The sequence below is a fragment of the Stenotrophomonas sp. TWI1409 genome (assembly GCF_039673015.1).
Lineage (GTDB): Bacteria > Pseudomonadota > Gammaproteobacteria > Xanthomonadales > Xanthomonadaceae > Stenotrophomonas > Stenotrophomonas maltophilia_A.
In genome coordinates this window covers 45546-63839 of the sequence record NZ_JBDJKU010000009.1, presented here as the reverse complement: position 1 = coordinate 63839, position 18294 = coordinate 45546, and the positions used below count along the sequence as shown (strand labels likewise).

Sequence of the window (18294 nt, the reverse complement as noted above, 5' to 3'; positions counted from 1 at the left end):
TGGCCCTTCTAGTGCAAGCGCTATGTGCATAGTTTTACATCCGCCCGGACACAGCCGGGCGGGTGCGGACGCCGGTTCGTACCCATCTAACAGGTACGGACAATGGTCATTTCCACGAACGCTCTCGACCCACTGCTCCACCGAATCCCCGACGCGTGCCGCCGGCTCAGCGTCAGCCGGACGACCCTCTACGAGCTGATCAAAGCGGGCGAGATCCGCTCGGTCAAAATTGGAACTCGATCCCTGATCCCTGAGGTCGATCTCCAGCGTGTGCTGTCCTCCAGACTGGAGGCCGTGCGATGAGCGGATTCGACTTCTCCGATCTGAGCCCAGATCAGCGACGTCTGCTGGACCTTGGTGGCTGGACCGCAGATCACCCCCATGCCGAGACCAAGCCGGGCCGTAAGGATGCCTGGGGCTTGATCGAGCGCGGGCTCCTTCTCGCTGTCAGCGTTCGGAGGCGTGACAGCTACGGCGCTTACTCCCTCACTGAGTACCGGGTGCCGGACACGGCCCGCCGGGCGTGGGCTCAGCATAAGGAGACCTCGGTATGACCTCCGATGCTATCCGGCTTGGGCGCGTGGCCGCTCAGGGCCGAACCCTAATGCGCCTGCCCGAGGTGATCGCGGCTTGCGGTATGTCCCGCTCTCTCATCTACAAGATGGCGAAGGATGGTCGGTTCCCCCGACCTATCCGAGTAGCTGCGCGCTTGTCTGCCTGGGACTCGGAGGCGGTGAGGTGCTGGATCGACTCCCGTTGCGAAGAGGGGAGGGCCGCCTAATGGCTACTGGAATCGTCCACGTCGAGTTCCACGGTGCCGAACTCATCGGCCGTCTCCATCAAGGACAACCCTTTGTCGCCATGCGGCCCATCGTGGAAGGTATGGGGCTGGATTGGTCCAAGCAGCTCGAGAGGCTGAAATCTCACCCCGTGTTGGCCCGGCAACTGTCTACCTTAAGGGGGATGGTTGCCGGTGATGGCAAAGGTCGCCAGATGCAGGCATTGCCCCTGTCTAGGCTCCCGTTCTGGCTGGCCACAGTGAACCCTAACAAGGTGAAGGCTGCCATTCGGGAGCGCGTGGTGCTGTTCCAAGAGCAGGCGGCTGACGTTCTCGCAGCGGCATTCCTCTCAAATGGCACGAGGCAGGATGCGGCAATGGCAAAGCGTGTCGCAGGCACCGTAATGTGCCGGATCCTGCACGACACCCTGGTTGGGCTGGGCAGGGACCCGAAGGGTTACGACTACGCCACCGAGCATCGACTTGTGAATCACTGCATCACTGGGGTCTTTGGCGGTGTCTGTGAGGACTCGCTTTCCACAGACCAGCTCAAGCTGCAGCAAGAGCTCAGGATGCAGAACGCGGTGTGGATCGGGCAGGGCAGACCATATCGTGAGCGCAAGCCTCTCCTTGAGCAGCATGCAGCCACTTGGTGCAGCTCTCAGCAGATCGGTTGGGAGGCCCCCAATGCTTCCTAGCGCGACTGACAGGCTATTGCATTGCGCCAGCGGTCTCCTCGTCTCGCCGAGTACTGGGGAGCTATGGAGCGCCTGCGGGCGGACAGTAGGCCGGAGATACCGTGACGGGTACATCAGGGTCATTCACCGCCGGGCAGGTGGTTCCTGCACAACCTGGTATGCCCACAGGCTCGTGTGGGAGGCCGTCCACGGTCCTGTACCCAAGAGGATGGAGGTGGACCACCTCGATGGTGATTCGTCGAACAACAGGCTGGACAACCTGCAATTGGTGACTGGTTCGGAGAATCGCCGACTTCAACGCGCACGGAACATAGCCAAGTTCGGCAGCCCCTCCTCCCAGTGCAAGCTCAGCGTTGCAGAGGTGGAAGCGGTGCTGCGCACGGTGGGAATCGTTCCAACCAAGGTTTGGGCGCGCCGCTACGGCGTGAATAGTTCAACTATCAGGTGCATCCGCAAGAAGAAGACTTGGCGTCACGTGGACGCAGGGACGACCTGTAGAGCCAAACGTCCTAAGCGCGGCTGAGGCCGAGTTCCTTGCCCTTGGGGGGCACATGCACAGTACAAGCCAAGACCGCGCCCAGCGGTCTCCAGAGGGCGGCGCAAGCTATGGCCAGGCGCAACCCAAGAAGAACACTGACAGGCGGCGCCAGAAGCTCGTAGGGCGGTCGAAGGGCGCGCCGTTCCTGATGCTTGAGCACAGGATTTCCGACTCGCCGGAGTTCGGCCAGCTATCTGGTAACGCCGTAAAGCTGCTGCTGGAACTGGCCCGGCAATACAGGCCTGGCAAAAACGGCGATTTGAGCATCCCCTGGTCGATGCTCTCGACCCGTGGTTGGAGGAGCAAGGCGACCGTGCACGGCGCCAAGCTTGAGCTCCTCTCCGCAGGCTGGATCATCGAGACGCGCAAAGGTGGCAAGAACATGTGCAGCCTGTACGCGCTGACCTATTACGCCGTCGATGAGTCCGAAAAGCACCTTGAGCCACCGACCGTAACTCCACTGAACCTGTGGAGGAATCGCAATGGGTAGTCGCTATGTAGGCCAACTAGGTCGCTATGCAGGCCAATCCCGCTATGAGTTGGCCCGCATAGAGACCTACGAGGTCGCAATGCAGGCCAGTCAGGCGGTTATCCACACCCCTTCGAGGTCGCTATGTGTACACCCTTCTAGATATATACCAAGCGGAGCGCGCTCTTCTTGCTTCAAGGCATTGGCTTTAGGGCTTCAGGCCACGGCGGTCGTTTCTGGACGCCTCCAAGTAGAAGCGCGAACCGGTTCGCCAGGCGGAGTAGTCCGTCTGCCGGACTGGTCGCACTGGGAGGCCGCCCATGCCATCTCGAGACCATGAGCGGTACTTGGAGATGGTGCTGCTGGAGAACGAGGCAGTCGATTTTGTTGTGAGGAGCATCGCTGGCGCGTTTGGCTTCGGGGCGCCAACACGGCCCACAAGCCGGCATGCGACGAGGCGAAGCCTCAGCGAGGAGTCCTGCATGGATGACGGTGCCTACCTACCTATCCATCGGGTGCACTCGATTGAGCAGGCAGCATCCAAGTACCTGCCGACGCAGGCGGCGGCCCGTAAGCAAGCGCTGGATAGGTTCAGCCCGAAGGATCGCCAAGCAGTGCTCGATTTTGACCAGTTGGCGGTGATGCGCGCGCCGGCCGCGACTGATCGTACTCGCCAGCTACGGAGCTGGAAGACGCAGGGATCGCATACGGCCGCGCCTGTCAGGGGGCCGAGCAGGCTGGTGCTACACGCTCTGGCGGACGCGCACCTGGACGGTCCACTTGCTGCCTGGCTAATGCTGTACGCCATCGGTGACGAGAGAGGCTGGCCGTTGGTCTGTCGGTACATGACCGCATGCGGCCATCCGGAGTGGGCTGCGTCGGAGGCGGCGCGCAGATTGCTGGTTCGTCGACCTCAGCGGTCCTATCGGGAGTCGGCGAAGGACCAAGCCCGGCAAGAGGCGCGGTTTCGTCGCGAGGTGCAGTCGGCCGAGAGGCGCCTGCTCGAATGGCTGGCTCGCGCCAGCCGGAGAGTTGCCGTCGCAGTGGGATCTGCCTGCGAGTAGTAGACCTACATGGACGGCAGTGGACGCGGGAGTCAGAAACGCCCAAATCCCGACCTATCTAGTAGGACCCCATGTCCCCCCAAGGGCGGGTCCAGGCGGCAGCCCCCGAGAGCTGCCGCCTTCTTTTTTTGCCGATGAAGGCGCGCCAGGCGCTCCTTCCCACTCGCAGCCAGGCGACTACAGACGGAGTACCCGAATCCAATGGCCACCTTCTACGATTCTTTCGCTCAAGGCATGCAGAACGGTCTTGAGCGCCAAAAGGCAGTCACGCAGCGGAACATGCTGGCGGAGCTGCAGGACCTGGGCCCCAAGGTGATCGCCGGTGATCGCGCGGCTACAGATCGGGCGTTTGCTCTCGATCCGCAGCGCGCCCAGGTGTATCAGGGGCAGCAGGATCGTAATCGAAACATGGTCTACAACGCAGCTCGCTACCTCAAGGGTGCCTTGGACCGGCAGAACCCAGCTGAGATTTCTGGGGCGTGGCGTGCCGTCCGTCCGAGCCTCATCAACGCAGGCATTGCTACTGAGCAGGACCTGTCCCCCGATTGGCAGCCGGACTACGCGCAGACCGTGTATCAGGTGCTGGCAATGGGCGGCGGAGGGACATCCCAGACTCCTACTGATGTTCGCTCTTTTGAGATGATGACTCAGGGTCTCAAACCAGAAGATGTGGAGCGCGCACGCCGCATCAATTTGGGATTGGATGGCCGCGCCTCCAACGCTGGTTATGGATTCTTCGAATTCCAAGGAGCGGACGGTCTTAAGCGCATGGGCCGGAATAACCCGCGTACGGGATCGCGTGAGGTGTACGACGAGTCCACTGGGGAATTTGTGCCGCTGGGCGGCACTGCTGGGATGGGTGCTGCTCCGCAAGCCCCGACTGGTCCGCAGCCTGTAGCTACTCCGGCAGACGGCAATCACTTCGCTGCATTCAGCCAATTGGCGACCGAATTCCCAGCTGTGACTATGACGAGCGGCGTCCGATCTGCTGAGCGGAATGCCCAGGTCGGCGGCCAGCCCAACAGTCAGCATCTCACTGGCACGGCTGCGGACTACACGGTCCCGAACAACCTCAAGCCAGCATTCCTTTCTCGAGCACGCCAGCTTGGCTATCACGCCATCGATGAGGGCGATCACATCCACCTGCAGCTTCCCCGTGGCGCGTCCAACAATATTAATCCTGCACTTGCAGTTGGTCGCAGTCCCGAAGACCAGGCTGCGCGTACTGCGCAGGCTACGACGAATGTGGAGAACGCCAACTTCCCGAACAAGCTCAATCAGGAGCGTCAGCTGCAGGATGTGAAGACTCAGGGGGCGATCACTCAGGCAGCCGGAACAGCAGCGGCGGAAGCACAGGCTAAGGACGCAGCACAGCGCCCGAAGCGTATCCAGCAGTACAGGCAGGCTCTGACCGCCGCCGGGAACGTGGAAACGTCGCTGGACAAGGCGCTCGGTCTAGTAAGCCCATATTCGACTGGCTTCGTAGGCGCTCGCTCTCGTGGCGTTGAGGGGAGCCCCTCCTACAATCTGGCTGCAGAACTGGAAACCATCAAGGCCAACCTCGGCTTCGACAGGCTGCAGCAGATGCGCGATTCGTCGCCCACGGGCGGTGCGCTCGGCGCCATCGCGGTACAGGAGCTGGTTGCGCTGCAATCAACGATTGCCAACCTCGATCCCAATCAGTCTGAGGCTCAGATCAGAGACAACATTGAGCGTGTAAAGACACACTACAAGAAGTGGAGGTCCGCGGTGGAACAGTCCTTGGCGGACGAGGAGCGGGCTCAGAGCGCAGCGCCCGCTGTAGGGGCTGGCCAGCACTATGGAGGCGCAGCTCCTTCATCAACGCCATCTTCTTCCAACTACAGCAATCTCTGGAACTGACCAATGGCCAAGAAATGGGTTGACGTGGCCGCTTCCCCTGCCTACCAGGCCCTTGCGCCAGAGCAGCAGGAGGAGGCTCGTAATCAATACTGGAACGAAGTTGTTGCTCCGCACGTGCCTGCTGCTGAGCATGCTCAGGTTCGTCAGGCGTTCGACAGTGACACCTCGCGCACTGTGAATTGGCCTGGACAGGCTCCAATGGAGCTCGAAGTTGTTGGCGGAAGACCCGAGCGGGCTGATTTCTCGGATGTGACCTCCAGTGTTTCCAGTACTGCAGATGGTCGCCAAGCCGATGGGTGGATGCCAGGCAGGGGGCGTGACTTCGCATTCGGCGTTCGCTCGGCGTTGCAGAGCGCTGGCGGCCTCCTAGGTGCAGTTGGCGGCGATGCCTTCAACAACTATGTCGCCAATCCAGTGGCGCGTGCTGCGGGCCTGCAGGAGTCGCGCCCGTACCGAGAAGAGGCTGCAGCTCTGGCAGATCGGCTCGGCCTACCCAAGGCACAGACTGGCGCTGATCGTGTTTTGGGCGATGTTGCTGAAGCACTGGCGGGCACTAGCCTCACCATGGGTGCCGGCGTCGGGATCAACGCACTTGCCAATCTTGGAAGGAGCGCTGCAATACGAACCCCGGGCTATGTGGCTCCCGTCAGGAATCGCCTTGCCGACCTCCTGACCACCCAGCCTGGTCTGCAGACTGTGTCTTCCATTACCGGATCTGGAGCATCCTCTGTAGCGCGCGAATCAGGAGCATCTGAACGCAATCAGCTCCTTGCCGGGCTTGCGGGTGGACTCGCCCCAGGTGTTGCGACGGCTGGCGGCGCGGCTACATTGCGCGGTGCGGTTCGGGGCCGCTCTGGCCAAGGCATGCAGAACACACTTGCTGACTTCCAGGCACTTGGTGCGACGCCTTCCGTTGGACAGGCTGCGGGGCCGGGATGGGTTCAGGGGATGGAGGGCCTGCTATCCAAGGGTCCTACGAGTGGTGGAGTACTCGGCCGATTTGCCGAGGACCAGGCTGATCGGATCGGCGCAGGGCTTAAGGCAAAGGCTTCCAACCTGTCGCCAAATCCGGGCTCGGAGAACGCTGGTCTCGCAATTGAGAGAGGCATGAATGCCTTTAAGGGCGACACAAACGCGGTGAAACGCGCGTTGTACTGGGCGGTCGATCAGCAGATCCCTGGAACCACGCCGACTCCCATGGCCAATACGCAACGCGTTCTTCAGCGGCTCACCACTCCCAACCCGAGTGCAAGGGCAACAACCGGGGATTTGATCCAGCCCAGCATGACTAGGCTTCGAACCAACCTCGAAGCGGATCTCCAGGCGAATGGCGGAAACCTGACGTATGAGGCGCTCAAGCGCATCCGCACCGACATCGGTGAGCAGATCGGGCGCTCCTCGCCCTTGAACCCTAGCACTGATCTGCAAGAGCTCCAGAAGGTCTATGGGGCCCTGTCGGAGGACATGCTTGCGGCTGCGCAGAACAGTGGGCCGGCAGCAGTGCGGGCCGCAGCACGTGCTAACAACTACACCCGGAACGTCGCTGAAAGGAATGATCTGGTTCAGCGCATTCTGGACAAACATGGAGGCCCAGAGAAGGTCTACCAGGCAGCTACTTCGGGCACCAGGGATGGTGCAACCACGCTCCGCGCCGTGATGTACTCGCTACCGCAGGACGAGCAGAAGGCCGTGTCCGCAGCTGTGATCAAGCGCTTGGGGCTAGCCACGCCGGGGAATCAGAACGTAGAGGGCGACGTTTTCAGTTCGTCCACTTTCATGCGCAACTGGAATGACCTGAGCGAGGAGGCCAAGGCGGTGCTGTTCGGTCGCTATGGCAAGAACTTCAGGGAGTCGATGAACCAGGTGGCCCGGGTTGCGCACAACATCAAAGAGGGCGCAAAGGTCTATGCGAACCCATCTGGCAGCGGCGATAAGGTCACCGCGATCGCTTACTGGGTTGGCCTTCTCAATGCTTTGGGCAGTGGCCATTTCAGGACTGCAGCCGGCGTGGCAGCGGGTGGAGTTGGAGCAAATGCGACTGCTCGCGCACTCACCAGCCCAATCGCCGTGAGGTGGCTTGCCTCACAAACCAACATGCCGAGGGGGGCGGCAGTGCCGCAGGCAATTCTCCTGCAGAAGCAGGCAGCTGCCGCGAACGATCCAGAACTGGAAGAGATCGCAAAAGCCCTAGTGGAACGGGCCAAAAATGACCGAGATCAGCATCCAGGCAGCGAAGACGAACAAGGCAATGATCGCTCCAACTGATAGGAATACCTTCCACCCTTCAGTTGAGTTTGATGCGACTTCCTTCTCATGCTCCCGCTGCATCCAATCCTTCGGCTGTCCACCGACGTTGGAGAGGTCTACCTTGTCACTGCTCATCGGGTCACTCCATTGGGTAGGTGATTTTGGCTCATCGATGCTTCTCTGCGCATGACGATTCGTCAGTCTGAAGGCAGCAGATATACGACCAGTCGTCTGCGCTGTCCTTCTCCCTCGCCTGCGCGGTATTCCAGGCGACGGTCCCGCACTGCTGAAGCCCAATGGCTGTGCCAAGGAAGATCTCATTCGGCTCAGATGAGGTATCCGTGACTTCGTAGTAGTAGACGTTGAAGGTCTGCGTTTCAAGTTGCTTGCAGGTAAATCGGGAGTATTCCTTACAGGAGTCCGTTTGGCACCCTGGCAGAGCCACTAAGGAAGCAGCGGCTAGGAGGGAAGCCATAAATAGGCGCGCATCTTGCGGCTTCATCTTCCACCCTGCCCAGTCCTAGAAGCTACATACGCCATGCAGCCTTCCACGAACGACTTGGAGCTCCCTCGGCAGTTCTGCACCGAGGATGTGCCTTGCTCTGAGGCCCAAGCATAGCCCGCCCTGTGCCCGCTGCAGTCTGAGGAGCACTTGTAGCCCATAAAGGTGCCAGGCGGGTCAGGCTGTACAGAGTGCTTGTCCACCCAGCGGTACTTGATGGTCCGGCATGCACTGTCGGTGGGTAGGGGCGTAGAGGTGTACGTCCGTAGCCCATCTCGAACGCAGGCGTACAGGACCCCCTCGTTGCCCTCATAGGTCTGGGCGGAGGTGACGCAGGTCGTCGTCAAGAGGGCCATAAAGGCGAGCGCGGTCGGGAACAGTCTGTCCATGAGTCCTCCCCTATTTGGGCGGATCGTACACCAGTGAGCTGGCGCGGACCTTAGGCCGACTACCACCGATTTTGAGACCAGTACGCGCGCGTTGGGCCGTCCAGCGGCGTCCACATAGATCCAGCAGTCTGAACGAGACAACTGAGGGAAGTATCCGATGGACCCGAGCATCGCCGAGCTGAAGATCACACGCCGCCCAGGCCAATCGGACGAGGAGCTCCATGCCGAGCAACTGGCAGATGGGGTCAACAGCAACGCGTTTCTGGCCCTTCTGTTTGCGCAGCATTCTGGCTTTGCCAAGGGTTCGGAGATTGGCGAGCTTGTAGGGGCTACTCAGCAGGCAGTGGAGCGAGCTAAGCGGGGAGGAACCGAGCAGGCAGACTCACTTCTCACCAGTCAGGCCATAGCTCTCAACGCGGTGTTTCTGGAGATGAGTCGGCGAGCGGCTCTCAACATGGGTAGCCACCTGAGGGCGACCGAGACATACATGCGGCTGGCCCTGAAGGCACAGTCCCAGTGCCGGACGACTCTGGAGACCTTAGCCGAGATCAAGAACCCCAGAGCCGTGGCGTTCGTGAAGCAGGCCAACATTGCCGGTGGCCACCAGCAGGTGAACAACCTTGCCCCGGAAAGTTCCGGGCCGGTCCCGGAAGAGGCCGGGCGCGCGGGAACAAAAAGTCGGCCGAACGAACTATTGGAGGAGATCTCAGATGCGCAATGGCTGGACCCCAGAGCGGCGCCAGCGGCAGGCGCAGGCAATCCAGAACTGGCGACCGTGGGAGCGGGCGACCGGCCCGCGAAGCGTCGAAGGAAAGGCCAAGGCGGCTAGGAATGCCTGGAAGGGTGGGGAGCGCGTGTCGCTTCGGCAACTGGCCGCTGTCCTTCGGGAATCCTGGGGCTAAGGTGGCAAGACGCGCACGGCACAGTTTTGTGGAGTGCTTGTAAATCAATGAGTTATCGGGCTCGGATCGTTCCATGCGCGAGGGCGCTGGAATTAATGGACGCCTCTACGCGCGCGAGTCCGGCGACCGCCAACCCGGAGTTTCGCGACAAGTACGCGCACGCGCGCGAGGCCGGCCGGGTCTTCGGAATTTAGTGACACCTTTACGCGGGCGAGCGCTGAGGGCGGCACGTCCGAGTTGGGCCTTAGCCCCAGTATCTGGAGCCCCTAAAAGGAGCGGTTGTATGTTGCTTTGCGATGTTCCCCAAGTCCCTCCGGCAGAGGGAGAGCTGGACTATGTGGACCTGATTACGCGCGCTGGGCTGGCGAAGGACCTCATCCGTAGGATTGATCGGCACTACCTCCTGCATGAGGACGGGTGCCCCGGGGAGGTCGGCGAGGCATGTACCTGCGGCCTGGTAGTCGCCTTTGTAGGTCCCACGGCGGTGGTCATGGTGGACAGTCACTATGCCTACCGAACTGACCCCATCAACTGAGTTTTGTCAGGCCCTAAAGGCGGGCTAGGCCGTTAGATGCCTGCGTCCTTGCCACTTCTTCTCACGAACCACTGCGCGCTGTCCGCTGCTGTTTTTCTTTAAGGGCTAGATGTTTGCGGATTGCTCCTTGATCTCACTACAGCCCGCGAACAACCCATCCGGCGACCCTCGTCCGCCATTGGCCGGTGGGCTCTAAGCCGGTTAGCATCTCCCCATTCGGGCATGGCGCCCACCAAGGCTTCGGGGGGGGGGATGGAATTGGCTTGGGCCACCGTAATTGAAGGATCGGAAACGCCAGCCGGAGACGGCGACTTTGGAGCTCTTCGGTGTGTAATTGAGACGGCAAGCGGCGAGCTTCTTGCCGCAGTTCTAAAGCGGGACCCTCCGGAACTCGTCTTTGCAGAGGCGCTCTGCTCTATTCTTCTAAGCAGATGGGGTTTGGTCGTTCCTCGGCCGTTTCTCATCAAGGACACCCACGGGGTGTCATTTGCCAGTGCTGATGTTGGATACCCGAATCTCAAGCAGCGGGTTGGACTAGGGCCAGGCTACGCGGAGGCAGATCAGGAAACAGCGTTTAGGCTGGCTACCACTTTGGTCAGTTCCTTCCCTTCCACCCCGCTCGCTCTCGCGATAGATGAAGCGATAGACAACCGCGACCGCAATCTCGGAAATATCCTTTGGGACGGCACCCAAGAGGCATGGATAGATCACGCACTAGCGCTCGGAAACGGCCTTCACATGGATGATCTGAATAAGCTGTGCATACTGATGGTCGAAGCCGGAAGGGCGGACGAGGCGCTACAGGGGGCAATTGCCCAGTGGTTGGCTCTAAATCGATCAGAAGTTGCAAGTGCGGCGCTTGCTGTGGAAAGGCTGCACAACGCAGGACCTTGGCAAGCGCTGATCGTGGAGCGCCTTGAGGACTTGGGTGCACGTCTCACTGCTCGCTTCCCTAGACCTGATGATCTATTGGCAGATCTGCGATGAATACGCCTACGGAATCTATCGTGACCAAGCCCCAACGTCACCCCTGGCGGCCCATGTTCTGGGAGCCAGTGACGGGAACTGGTGAACGAATCCTTGTTGGAGTCCTTTACTGCTTCGAGGGCACAGCGGGTGTATCCCGTTTCATTCGAGACGAGTCGCTTGATGGGATGTTCGGTGCTCAGGCGGCTGGTGCGCGCCGTTTAATTGACCAAGCGTTGTCAACATATGTCGCTATTGCTGAGCAGCGCAATGGGAACATTGGGTCGACGGAAGCGAAGTACATGGGGCTGGTTCCTGGGCCGCTGAGGGAAACGTCAGCCCACAGTTTGAACGACCTCTTGCGTACAGCTGCGTTGCTCTACTCCAGTATGGCAAGCCTCGCCAAGCTAGAAGACCTTGATCAAGCGGAGACACCGCTTCCAGAGGACGTCAATCGACGGTTTAGTACTGAGGTTAGGGATCTGGTACTAGCGCAGCGCCCGGAATTCTCGGAGTACTTTGGCCGTTCCACACCTCTAGTCAACGGAGGCAATCCTGTGAAGTTCGGTTTCGCCTCACAACGAGCGCTGCTTCACTTCTGTGTGGTTCATCCATTGCGTGTGGGTGCAAGCATTCGTGATGCTAGGGCTCGCCTTTTTGAGCTACAGCGTGCTCGCGAACTGGTTGGAATCTCAGGGGCGGCCTTGATAGGCGCGACTACTCGCAACGACGACGTGACCCTAGGTGACAAGCAGAGGGCGGCTGTAGCCAGTGCGCGTGATGAAATTGAGGCTGAGGCAGTGGCGGCTAAGCTTCGCTTCTATCCCGTCACATCCGCCTTCGAAGGGGCAGAGAAGGTCCTTGAAGCAGCTTAGAACGCTGCTGCTTGGTTAGGGCTCTAAGACTGGGATTGAATTCCCAGATGGCCTCGCCAGAAGTCCAAGGTCTGCGTTAGGAGTTTCCGGATGCTCACGCGTCGGCCGTTGGGGCTATCGAAGTAGATTTCCATCGCCTCGGCAAACACACCGTGGCCGAAAGGAGCGTTAAAGATGCTAGGGGTCGATTGTAGTTGATCGGCTCCGGTGATCTGCCGGGCCCTATTCTGAAGTGATGCGAGCCTTCCATGCTTGGCTGCATCAGCTGCGTCGGCGAGTAGCTGCAAGTCTGGGTGAAGATCCGTCAGAGCTAAGCGGCCGTGGCTCACTGCGTCGCCCATCGCCTTTCTGGATTGACTTCCCGCGTAGCTGCCCATCACCCAGTAATCGACCATGTGAGAGGTCACGATCAGTGACAAGATCCCTCGGCGGAACTCCCACGGTCGCTCGAAGTATTCGGCGCAGGTTGGCTCGACTATAAAAGCGAAGTAGTTCTCGGCTTCAACCAGCATTGGAGGCACTCGCTAAGGAAATTGACGGGTTTAGAAGGCTGGCGCAAGGCTTTGGGGTGCCTTACGGTTGGGCTCTGCGTGGTCGAGGCGCAGTAGCTATAGCCAGGACAAACTCCCCCAGCACATCGAAGATGGTCTCGAAGTCGGAAAGCATCTGGGGGTGGAGCAATACCGGCCCGGTGCTGGGCGCGAATGAGGAGACCATTAGGTAGCCATGGCCCTGGATGCCACGCATTTCTTCCTGAAGCGTAAGCGCACCGTCCCAATCAGCCGCTTCTGAAGCGGTTTGAATGCGGCGCTCTAGATCTTGTAACTTGCGTGCTTCTTCGGGGGTGTGGGTTTCCGGGATATACGGCGGAATCCGATGCGCCAAAGAGTCTCTGTATGGTTTTAGATAGGTGTCTCGCCACGAAGTCAGATCTGGACTGTTTAGATGGTCGGTCAGCCTGATCGGGAGCCTTTCCTGCATCTTGGCCTTGAAGAGGTCAACATCGTTCCGGTGTACTTCGTGTTCCATCCCGTGCCAGTAGACATAGGTCCAGGCCATATTGTCCATGATGCCTACGGTATGGATGAGGAAGGCTTGGAGATTTATGGTGGCATTCTTCAAAGCATCTCGTGTCACTCTGGTGTTGCTTGGCGGGATGAGAGAGAAGACCGCGTTGGTCGCCTCAAGCATAGTTGTCAGCCGTCTTCCGATACCCTGGCCCATTTGCTCTTGCGCTTTTGGCGGAGCAGTTCCAGCCATGGTCAGAAGACGGAGGAGCATGTCGGTGACTCGCGGAGTCAGCTTGCGCTGGCTTTCGACCAGTTGCTGCGCCGCCTTCGATTCGTAGCGGGATGAGTTCGGCTGTCGATTGGACATGGAGTGAAATATACCCCCGATGCAGCCGGCGACCGAGTCAATGTGCAGAGCCCGATGAAGGACTGGGCAAGGGCGCGCGGAGCGAAGCTAAGGGAAGTGGACTAGGTTGGCAAGTTTTACTGCGTGGCTTTGCCAGCTGAGGGCAGGGCGCCGGAACGATCTCTGGCGACAGGCGAGCGAGCACTGTGTGCAGGAGATCTCTGTGCTCCGGTCGTTGACTACGCCTTTGATCTCAAATGCGTTGCAGGACAGCGTGTTCGAGTCCTAATTTGTAGTGGGCGATAGGGGCAGCATTCTTGGATAGGCTGATGAGCCCAGCCGTTGTAATCGGGTGTGGCCATGAACGAACACGATAGCTCGGTGCCATTTGAGCTCAGAGCGATAAACGCGGCTGCTGTTGGGAAACTCTTAGGGCTGACACCTCGATCCGTCCTAGAGACGGTGGCGTGTCGCCCAGACTTCCCGGTACGCCTGACCATGCGCCCGGCCACATGGGTAGCCGGGGAGGTACTGAAGTGGCGAGAGACTAACCGATACGGACAGCGAGCTCGGCGGCGCCGCACTCCATGAATGGTTTGCGCTTTGCGGAGACTTCGAGAAACGGTTCTCAAACCTTTTCAGGATGTGACGCAGCAGTGACGTCACCTGTGACCTGAAAGCGGCAGGCGCCCTATGGATCGCGTCACCTGGCTAGCCGCTCGAATGATGTCCAATGTCGTCATGCTTGGCAGATGCGTTCGCATTGCCAACGCATCGATTTCGGACGCGAGCATATTGCCTTTACCTCTACCTCGCCGCCGCTAGCTCTTGAACAAGTCGATCTACTGACCGATAGGCGCAATGGCGCCGTCAGAAGTCATTAGGATCGTAGGGCTCGAGATGTGGCGTTGCTCCCGCTAGGCCAAGCGCTTCATTGGGCGCGTCCATAGTGGTCCAGATCCGGCCGCTTCCGTCGTACGGAAAATGGATGCTGCATTCGTTGGCCCATCGGATCACAGTGGCAAGCCTAGGCTTCTTGCCTGTCTGGCAGAGTTCCTGCAGGTCGTGGAACTGAAGAATCGCTTTGTTCAAGCCGATAGCTCATCTGGCAAGGAACGTGCCTCCCTTCTTAAGCCACTCGGACTGTCTATTCTCGAGCGCGTGGGAGCCATTCTGAAATGCCTCCAGCCCTGTGCGAACGCCTCGATCATGTAGCTCCAATTAAGCGTCAAGATACATTCTCCCTGTCAGAAGGTAGAAGAACAGGGAGAGGAAAGGGGGCCACGTAGGTACTTCGATGTGGGTCTAGGCAGATTGTAGATCCGCGTACCGTGGGTGATACTCAGATGACCCATAGGCGAGAGGACAGGCCGTTGAGCGCCTCCATGCTTCCAAGAGTTGTCGGTTTCGATGTGCCACAGCTACATGAGCGCGTCGATTCCTCTACTGATGAGGCCATCATTGCGTTGTTGGATCTTGCGCCGGGTGTCCGCTGGACTGAGCTCTTCGTGAGGAAGTGCGACGCGCTGGCGTCTCAGCTCTCCCTGGCGGAAGTCCGGGTTGAAGGCTCGAAGATCTACTTCTACGGGTCAATCAGCGACTCAAGAGCGCTCGCCGATGCGGTCATGTCCATCGTTCACGTGCTGAATGATCAGCTCATGAGAGAAGGGAACGACGCAGCCTCGCGGGAAGAAGACTCCTAGGAGCAAGAGAGACGCGACCAGCATTGGCCTGCGATCTCCGCTGCACCAGGGTGACCACGCAGGCTGGATCGGGCCGCAAGTCTGCCCTCGAGGTCGTCCAGCCATTCTGCGCGTGTTCCGTGGGGGGCTCTGATGTAGATATCACATGCGAGCCGGATGACCGGGTCAACTTCATGACGGAAGCTAATGGCCGGTAGCACACCAGAGTTGAATGCCAATCCCCAATGCGTGAGTTCACGTTCGACGTCAACGAAATCCTTGTTCCTCTTGCGTTCCATGTTCTTCTCCTCTTGGAGCTGCACTGTACACCCTTAGAATCGGCGGCCTGTTCATGGCGCTTGTTCATACTGGTGCCAATCGGGCACGGCTGCGTAACACGCTGGGGGCCATTGTGGGGTGGCAGCAGATGGCTGCATCGGAGTAAGACATGAACAACACTTCCCAGCACCAGAATGACAGTCGCAACTCGGATGCCGATAAGAAGCACCCGGGCCAGCAGGGCCAAACAGACGGGAAGGACCTCGCTGGTGAGGATTTGGCCGGAAAGCAAGGGCAGCAACAGCAGCAGCCGAACAGCACTGAGCCTGGTCAGCCAAGCCCTGGCCAGGCCCCAAAGGTCGGTGTCGATCACGACAATCGTCGTTGATGCATAAGAGGTGGCCGCGCCAAGCGCGGCTCCTTCCGTATCAACAGGATCGCCAAAATGTCGTCCCACGCTCAAGCTGTGAACTTGATGACGAAGATCATGTATCAATCGCGCCCGGCGACCACGACGACGATGGCTCAGTGCCGGACCTGCCAAGGTGAAAGCCCTGGAGGAATGGAATGTGCGCGGTGTTTGACTGAAAAGCTGGGAAGGGTGATTTCGAATAGAGGCGCTGCTCTTTGCTGGCTTGAGTCGTTCCTGAAAGTTCAGCGAGACGAAGCACACGTTTTCATATGTGCAAAGAGAGTTGATGCGTCAGCGTTGTAGCAGTCGCATTCCGGCCTGACATTGTGCAAGCGTATGCTCGGTACATCTAGGAGCAACGCTATGAATTTCCCGATATGCATCTACGATCGAACGGGTACTGGGCTCCGGCTTCCTTCCGAGTGGTGGATTGATCTGCAGTCAGATCTCCCCGCTCTAGTGAACGGTAGTGAGCGCATAGATCTGCCACGTTCCTCGAAAGATGAGCGCCCTCGCCTGGATCCTGAAGTTCTCAGTGATCTATCCAGACGAATCCGGGGCTCGCAATGGCTAGAGTAGATCCAGCTCAACCGCCAGGCGTGCGCTGGCTTTTCTTCCGACTTCGCAATGGGCAGTCGATCAGCCCGGCTAGGCTGATGACTGTCTGGTGCGAAGCTACTGAATCAACCGAGTGCGCAGTCCGCCGCGAAATCATTGACGGCGCTGGCTACGTATATGCTCTCTATGCACCAAATGGACTGCGCTCCCCCCGTCGTGTGGAGCTGCGCATGAGAGCACTTCTGGAAGAAGCCGGGTATGCCTTCACGATGGGGAGTTTGGCTGGAAGGCACCCAGCCGACGGCTGAGGGTCGCCGCTTCCATGGCTGAAGGACAATCGTCTTGTGGATCCCCTGCAGCCCCCGAATGCTCCCTTGTGCCTATCCAGGCTGTTGAGGAGCGCTGCCTAAGCGGCAAGCCTCCGTGTGGTCGCAGCTTATGAAGGGCTAGCTGGTTCGCCTATTTGCTCCGTTAGAACTGTAAGGGCCTGCTCAAAGGCGGCGACGAAGAGCTCGCCGCCATCGTCTCGGTGCTTTGCCGCGATCTTTGGCAGCAACTGGAGCCACACTGCGGACAGGTGCTCGCGCGCGGGATGGGTCGCGATGGCCATGCGCAGCCCATACTCCATTGCTTTCAGATAACCGCGATGGACTTCGATCGCGACTTCGCAGGAATGAAGGCGGTCCAGCAGTTCGGAGATGCCATCGTTCATTTAGCGGCCTCGGTATCGAACGGATCGTCGGGCTTTGGGTCGAATAGCGCAAGCAGACGCTCACTACGGCATTGCTCGAGCCAGTGATGCCAGATCTCCATTTCGTCCATCAAACCTGTAGCTGCGCAAGCTGGGCAGATGAGGGTGGTTCCCTTCGAATCGGTTTGAAAGCCTGCGTCTTTAGTCATTGACGACCTGAGTCCACAGCTTTTGCAGGTTGAGCGAACCTGCTTTAGGTGGATGATCGCGCCATTGAGCGCAAGCTGGGGCAGGATCGAATGAATCTTGAAGGCATTGGGAGGGTGCATAGCCGTGCCGTTGTGGGGCTGGACACGGGAGCAAAGGATTTTGCACCGGAGAAGAGCCACGAGATTGCAGTGTCTACTCCATGATGTGAGCCTCGCATCACACCAAGCTCAAGTGGACGCTTGTGCTTACTTGTGTAAGCGTCATGGCGGTTGGACTCGAAGCACTCAAGCTGCCATATTTCCCGGAACTTCCCAGTGCTTTCTAGATGAGCATCCTCAACGTTCTGCTGCGTCCTGATCAGCTCCTTGTTGCGGTTGATACTCTGGCAGAGGACGCACGAACCGGAGCCCATTCGTCCGGTGCGAAGGTGCTGCTGATCCCGCAGCACAACTTGGTGTTGGCGGCACGCGGGTCCACTCAGTTCTTTCTTCGTATCTACGAGCTCGTACTCCAGGCAAGCTTCCGGGCCGATTTCACGATGGAGCAGCTATCTGCGGAGCTGGGGCTCGTAGTGGATAAGCTGTGGCCGGATTACATGAGCGCGGCTGCCGAGGCCAACTTACCGGTTGAGAGGCTTGGGATCGAGCTGGTTCTAGGTGGGTGGTCTACGAAGCGCGATCGAATGGTCGCCACGGCCTATGCCAAGAGCGACAGCTCCAGACCAACGATAGTGCAGCCGCTTGATGGGGGTTTGGCTTCGCCTGGTGAGCCTCTGGCCGGTAGACCGGACAGCTTCGCTCCAGCGGACGTGCTCGCAGCTGGCAAGATCCAGGCGGCATGGCTTAACAAGCAGGTGGGGCGCCAGGTGGCCGGAGGCCGGCTCCTGGCCACAGTGCTCCGGGAGGGGCAGGCGGTGACACAGGACTTAGGGCCGATCTAAGTCTTCCGGCGTCAGCCCGGCAAGAGCGAGGATTCGATCCTGCCTCATCTGCTCACCCCAGAGGAACCACGCTTGCTCAGTGGTCAAGAGCCCTGTCACCTTGCATTTGGGACAGATGAGCTCGACACCGCCCTCTATGGCGGCAAGTCCGGCTCCGAGGGCCATGCGCGACTCGTCCCCACAGGCCCCACACTTGGCTTGCAACGATTGAACTTGTTCAATCGTTCCATTGAGGTGCAGCAAAGGGCGGATCCGAAGGATCCGGAAAGCGGTCGGAGGTGTCATGTGTCGTGCCTGTAAGGGGCTAGACACGGGGGCGAAG

Annotated in this window: 16 protein-coding genes; 12 read left to right on the top strand and 4 right to left on the bottom strand. The window is 59.4% G+C overall.

The genetic code is table 11. From position 1 onward, the window contains the following. Positions 1-299 precede the first annotated feature (299 nt). The 8 genes from ABE423_RS05170 (at position 300) to ABE423_RS05135 (ending at position 11844) form a co-directional block, all read left to right on the top strand. On the top strand, positions 300-554 hold the full coding sequence (locus ABE423_RS05170) for a hypothetical protein (RefSeq protein ID WP_154264540.1): 255 nt from the start codon (positions 300-302) through the stop codon (positions 552-554). Positions 555-780: 226 nt separating this feature from the next. Next, entirely contained in the window at positions 781-1476 is a 696-nt protein-coding gene (locus ABE423_RS05165; RefSeq protein ID WP_346485254.1) for a phage antirepressor N-terminal domain-containing protein, read from the top strand. 551 nt (positions 1477-2027) lie between these two features. Continuing rightward, positions 2028-2504 (top strand): hypothetical protein, encoded by a 477-nt coding sequence (locus ABE423_RS05160; protein ID WP_081352268.1) that lies wholly within the window; start codon positions 2028-2030, stop codon positions 2502-2504. Positions 2505-3748: 1244 nt separating this feature from the next. Beyond that, positions 3749-5428: a D-Ala-D-Ala carboxypeptidase family metallohydrolase gene (locus tag ABE423_RS05155; RefSeq protein ID WP_241885996.1), complete on the top strand. Its 1680-nt coding sequence runs from the start codon at positions 3749-3751 to the stop codon at positions 5426-5428. Positions 5429-5431: 3 nt separating this feature from the next. Continuing rightward, positions 5432-7693, top strand: a complete 2262-nt coding sequence (locus tag ABE423_RS05150; RefSeq protein ID WP_201117422.1) for a hypothetical protein — start codon at positions 5432-5434, stop codon at positions 7691-7693. 1030 nt (positions 7694-8723) lie between these two features. Further along, a complete protein-coding gene (locus tag ABE423_RS05145) occupies positions 8724-9395 on the top strand; it encodes a hypothetical protein (RefSeq protein ID WP_180845245.1) in 672 nt (223 codons plus the stop codon). An 830-nt stretch (positions 9396-10225) separates the two neighbouring features. After that, positions 10226-10990: a hypothetical protein gene (locus tag ABE423_RS05140; RefSeq protein WP_346485251.1), complete on the top strand. Its 765-nt coding sequence runs from the start codon at positions 10226-10228 to the stop codon at positions 10988-10990. Positions 10991-11010: 20 nt separating this feature from the next. After that, positions 11011-11844, top strand: a complete 834-nt coding sequence (locus ABE423_RS05135; RefSeq protein WP_346485249.1) for a hypothetical protein — start codon at positions 11011-11013, stop codon at positions 11842-11844. A gap of 23 nt (positions 11845-11867) precedes the next feature. Here the strand turns inward: ABE423_RS05135 and ABE423_RS05130 are convergent, their stop codons facing one another. Continuing rightward, positions 11868-12356 carry a hypothetical protein gene (locus ABE423_RS05130; RefSeq protein WP_346485247.1) on the bottom strand — a complete coding sequence of 163 codons (489 nt, stop codon included), beginning with the start codon at positions 12354-12356 and terminating at the stop codon, positions 11868-11870. A 61-nt stretch (positions 12357-12417) separates the two neighbouring features. After that, on the bottom strand, positions 12418-13221 hold the full coding sequence (locus tag ABE423_RS05125; RefSeq protein WP_346485245.1) for a hypothetical protein: 804 nt from the start codon (positions 13219-13221) through the stop codon (positions 12418-12420). Between the two features lie 1352 nt (positions 13222-14573). On the opposite strand from ABE423_RS05125, the gene ABE423_RS05120 reads away from it, so the two are divergent. From ABE423_RS05120 to ABE423_RS05110, 3 genes are all read left to right on the top strand, one after another. Beyond that, positions 14574-14903 (top strand): hypothetical protein, encoded by a 330-nt coding sequence (locus ABE423_RS05120; RefSeq protein WP_346485243.1) that lies wholly within the window; start codon positions 14574-14576, stop codon positions 14901-14903. A 427-nt stretch (positions 14904-15330) separates the two neighbouring features. Continuing rightward, complete coding sequence (locus ABE423_RS05115; RefSeq protein WP_346485241.1) at positions 15331-15549, top strand: hypothetical protein; 219 nt, start codon at positions 15331-15333, stop codon at positions 15547-15549. Positions 15550-16139: 590 nt separating this feature from the next. Then, a complete protein-coding gene (locus ABE423_RS05110; protein ID WP_346485240.1) occupies positions 16140-16439 on the top strand; it encodes a hypothetical protein in 300 nt (99 codons plus the stop codon). A 128-nt stretch (positions 16440-16567) separates the two neighbouring features. Here the strand turns inward: ABE423_RS05110 and ABE423_RS05105 are convergent, their stop codons facing one another. After that, entirely contained in the window at positions 16568-16843 is a 276-nt protein-coding gene (locus ABE423_RS05105; protein ID WP_346485238.1) for a hypothetical protein, read from the bottom strand. After that, positions 16840-17151 carry a hypothetical protein gene (locus ABE423_RS05100; protein ID WP_346485237.1) on the bottom strand — a complete coding sequence of 104 codons (312 nt, stop codon included), beginning with the start codon at positions 17149-17151 and terminating at the stop codon, positions 16840-16842. Before ABE423_RS05100 ends, ABE423_RS05105 begins: the two co-directional genes overlap by 4 nt. A gap of 206 nt (positions 17152-17357) precedes the next feature. Between ABE423_RS05100 and ABE423_RS05095 the strand changes: the two genes are divergently transcribed. Beyond that, positions 17358-17972, top strand: a complete 615-nt coding sequence (locus tag ABE423_RS05095) for a hypothetical protein (RefSeq protein ID WP_346485235.1) — start codon at positions 17358-17360, stop codon at positions 17970-17972. Positions 17973-18294: the final 322 nt, after the last annotated feature.

What these genes read in the sequence shown, in the direction of transcription:
- ABE423_RS05170 (WP_154264540.1), top strand. Translation starts at nt 300, where the DNA reads ATGAGCGGATTCGACTTCTCCGATCTGAGCCCAGATCAGCGACGTCTG.
- ABE423_RS05165 (WP_346485254.1), top strand. Translation starts at nt 781, where the DNA reads ATGGCTACTGGAATCGTCCACGTCGAGTTCCACGGTGCCGAACTCATC.
- ABE423_RS05160 (WP_081352268.1), top strand. Translation starts at nt 2,028, where the DNA reads ATGCACAGTACAAGCCAAGACCGCGCCCAGCGGTCTCCAGAGGGCGGC.
- ABE423_RS05155 (WP_241885996.1), top strand. Translation starts at nt 3,749, where the DNA reads ATGGCCACCTTCTACGATTCTTTCGCTCAAGGCATGCAGAACGGTCTT.
- ABE423_RS05150 (WP_201117422.1), top strand. Translation starts at nt 5,432, where the DNA reads ATGGCCAAGAAATGGGTTGACGTGGCCGCTTCCCCTGCCTACCAGGCC.
- ABE423_RS05145 (WP_180845245.1), top strand. Translation starts at nt 8,724, where the DNA reads ATGGACCCGAGCATCGCCGAGCTGAAGATCACACGCCGCCCAGGCCAA.
- ABE423_RS05140 (WP_346485251.1), top strand. Translation starts at nt 10,226, where the DNA reads ATGGCGCCCACCAAGGCTTCGGGGGGGGGGATGGAATTGGCTTGGGCC.
- ABE423_RS05130 (WP_346485247.1), bottom strand. Translation starts at nt 12,356, where the DNA reads ATGCTGGTTGAAGCCGAGAACTACTTCGCTTTTATAGTCGAGCCAACC.
- ABE423_RS05125 (WP_346485245.1), bottom strand. Translation starts at nt 13,221, where the DNA reads ATGTCCAATCGACAGCCGAACTCATCCCGCTACGAATCGAAGGCGGCG.
- ABE423_RS05115 (WP_346485241.1), top strand. Translation starts at nt 15,331, where the DNA reads ATGAACAACACTTCCCAGCACCAGAATGACAGTCGCAACTCGGATGCC.
- ABE423_RS05110 (WP_346485240.1), top strand. Translation starts at nt 16,140, where the DNA reads ATGGCTAGAGTAGATCCAGCTCAACCGCCAGGCGTGCGCTGGCTTTTC.
- ABE423_RS05105 (WP_346485238.1), bottom strand. Translation starts at nt 16,843, where the DNA reads ATGAACGATGGCATCTCCGAACTGCTGGACCGCCTTCATTCCTGCGAA.
- ABE423_RS05100 (WP_346485237.1), bottom strand. Translation starts at nt 17,151, where the DNA reads ATGCACCCTCCCAATGCCTTCAAGATTCATTCGATCCTGCCCCAGCTT.
- ABE423_RS05095 (WP_346485235.1), top strand. Translation starts at nt 17,358, where the DNA reads ATGAGCATCCTCAACGTTCTGCTGCGTCCTGATCAGCTCCTTGTTGCG.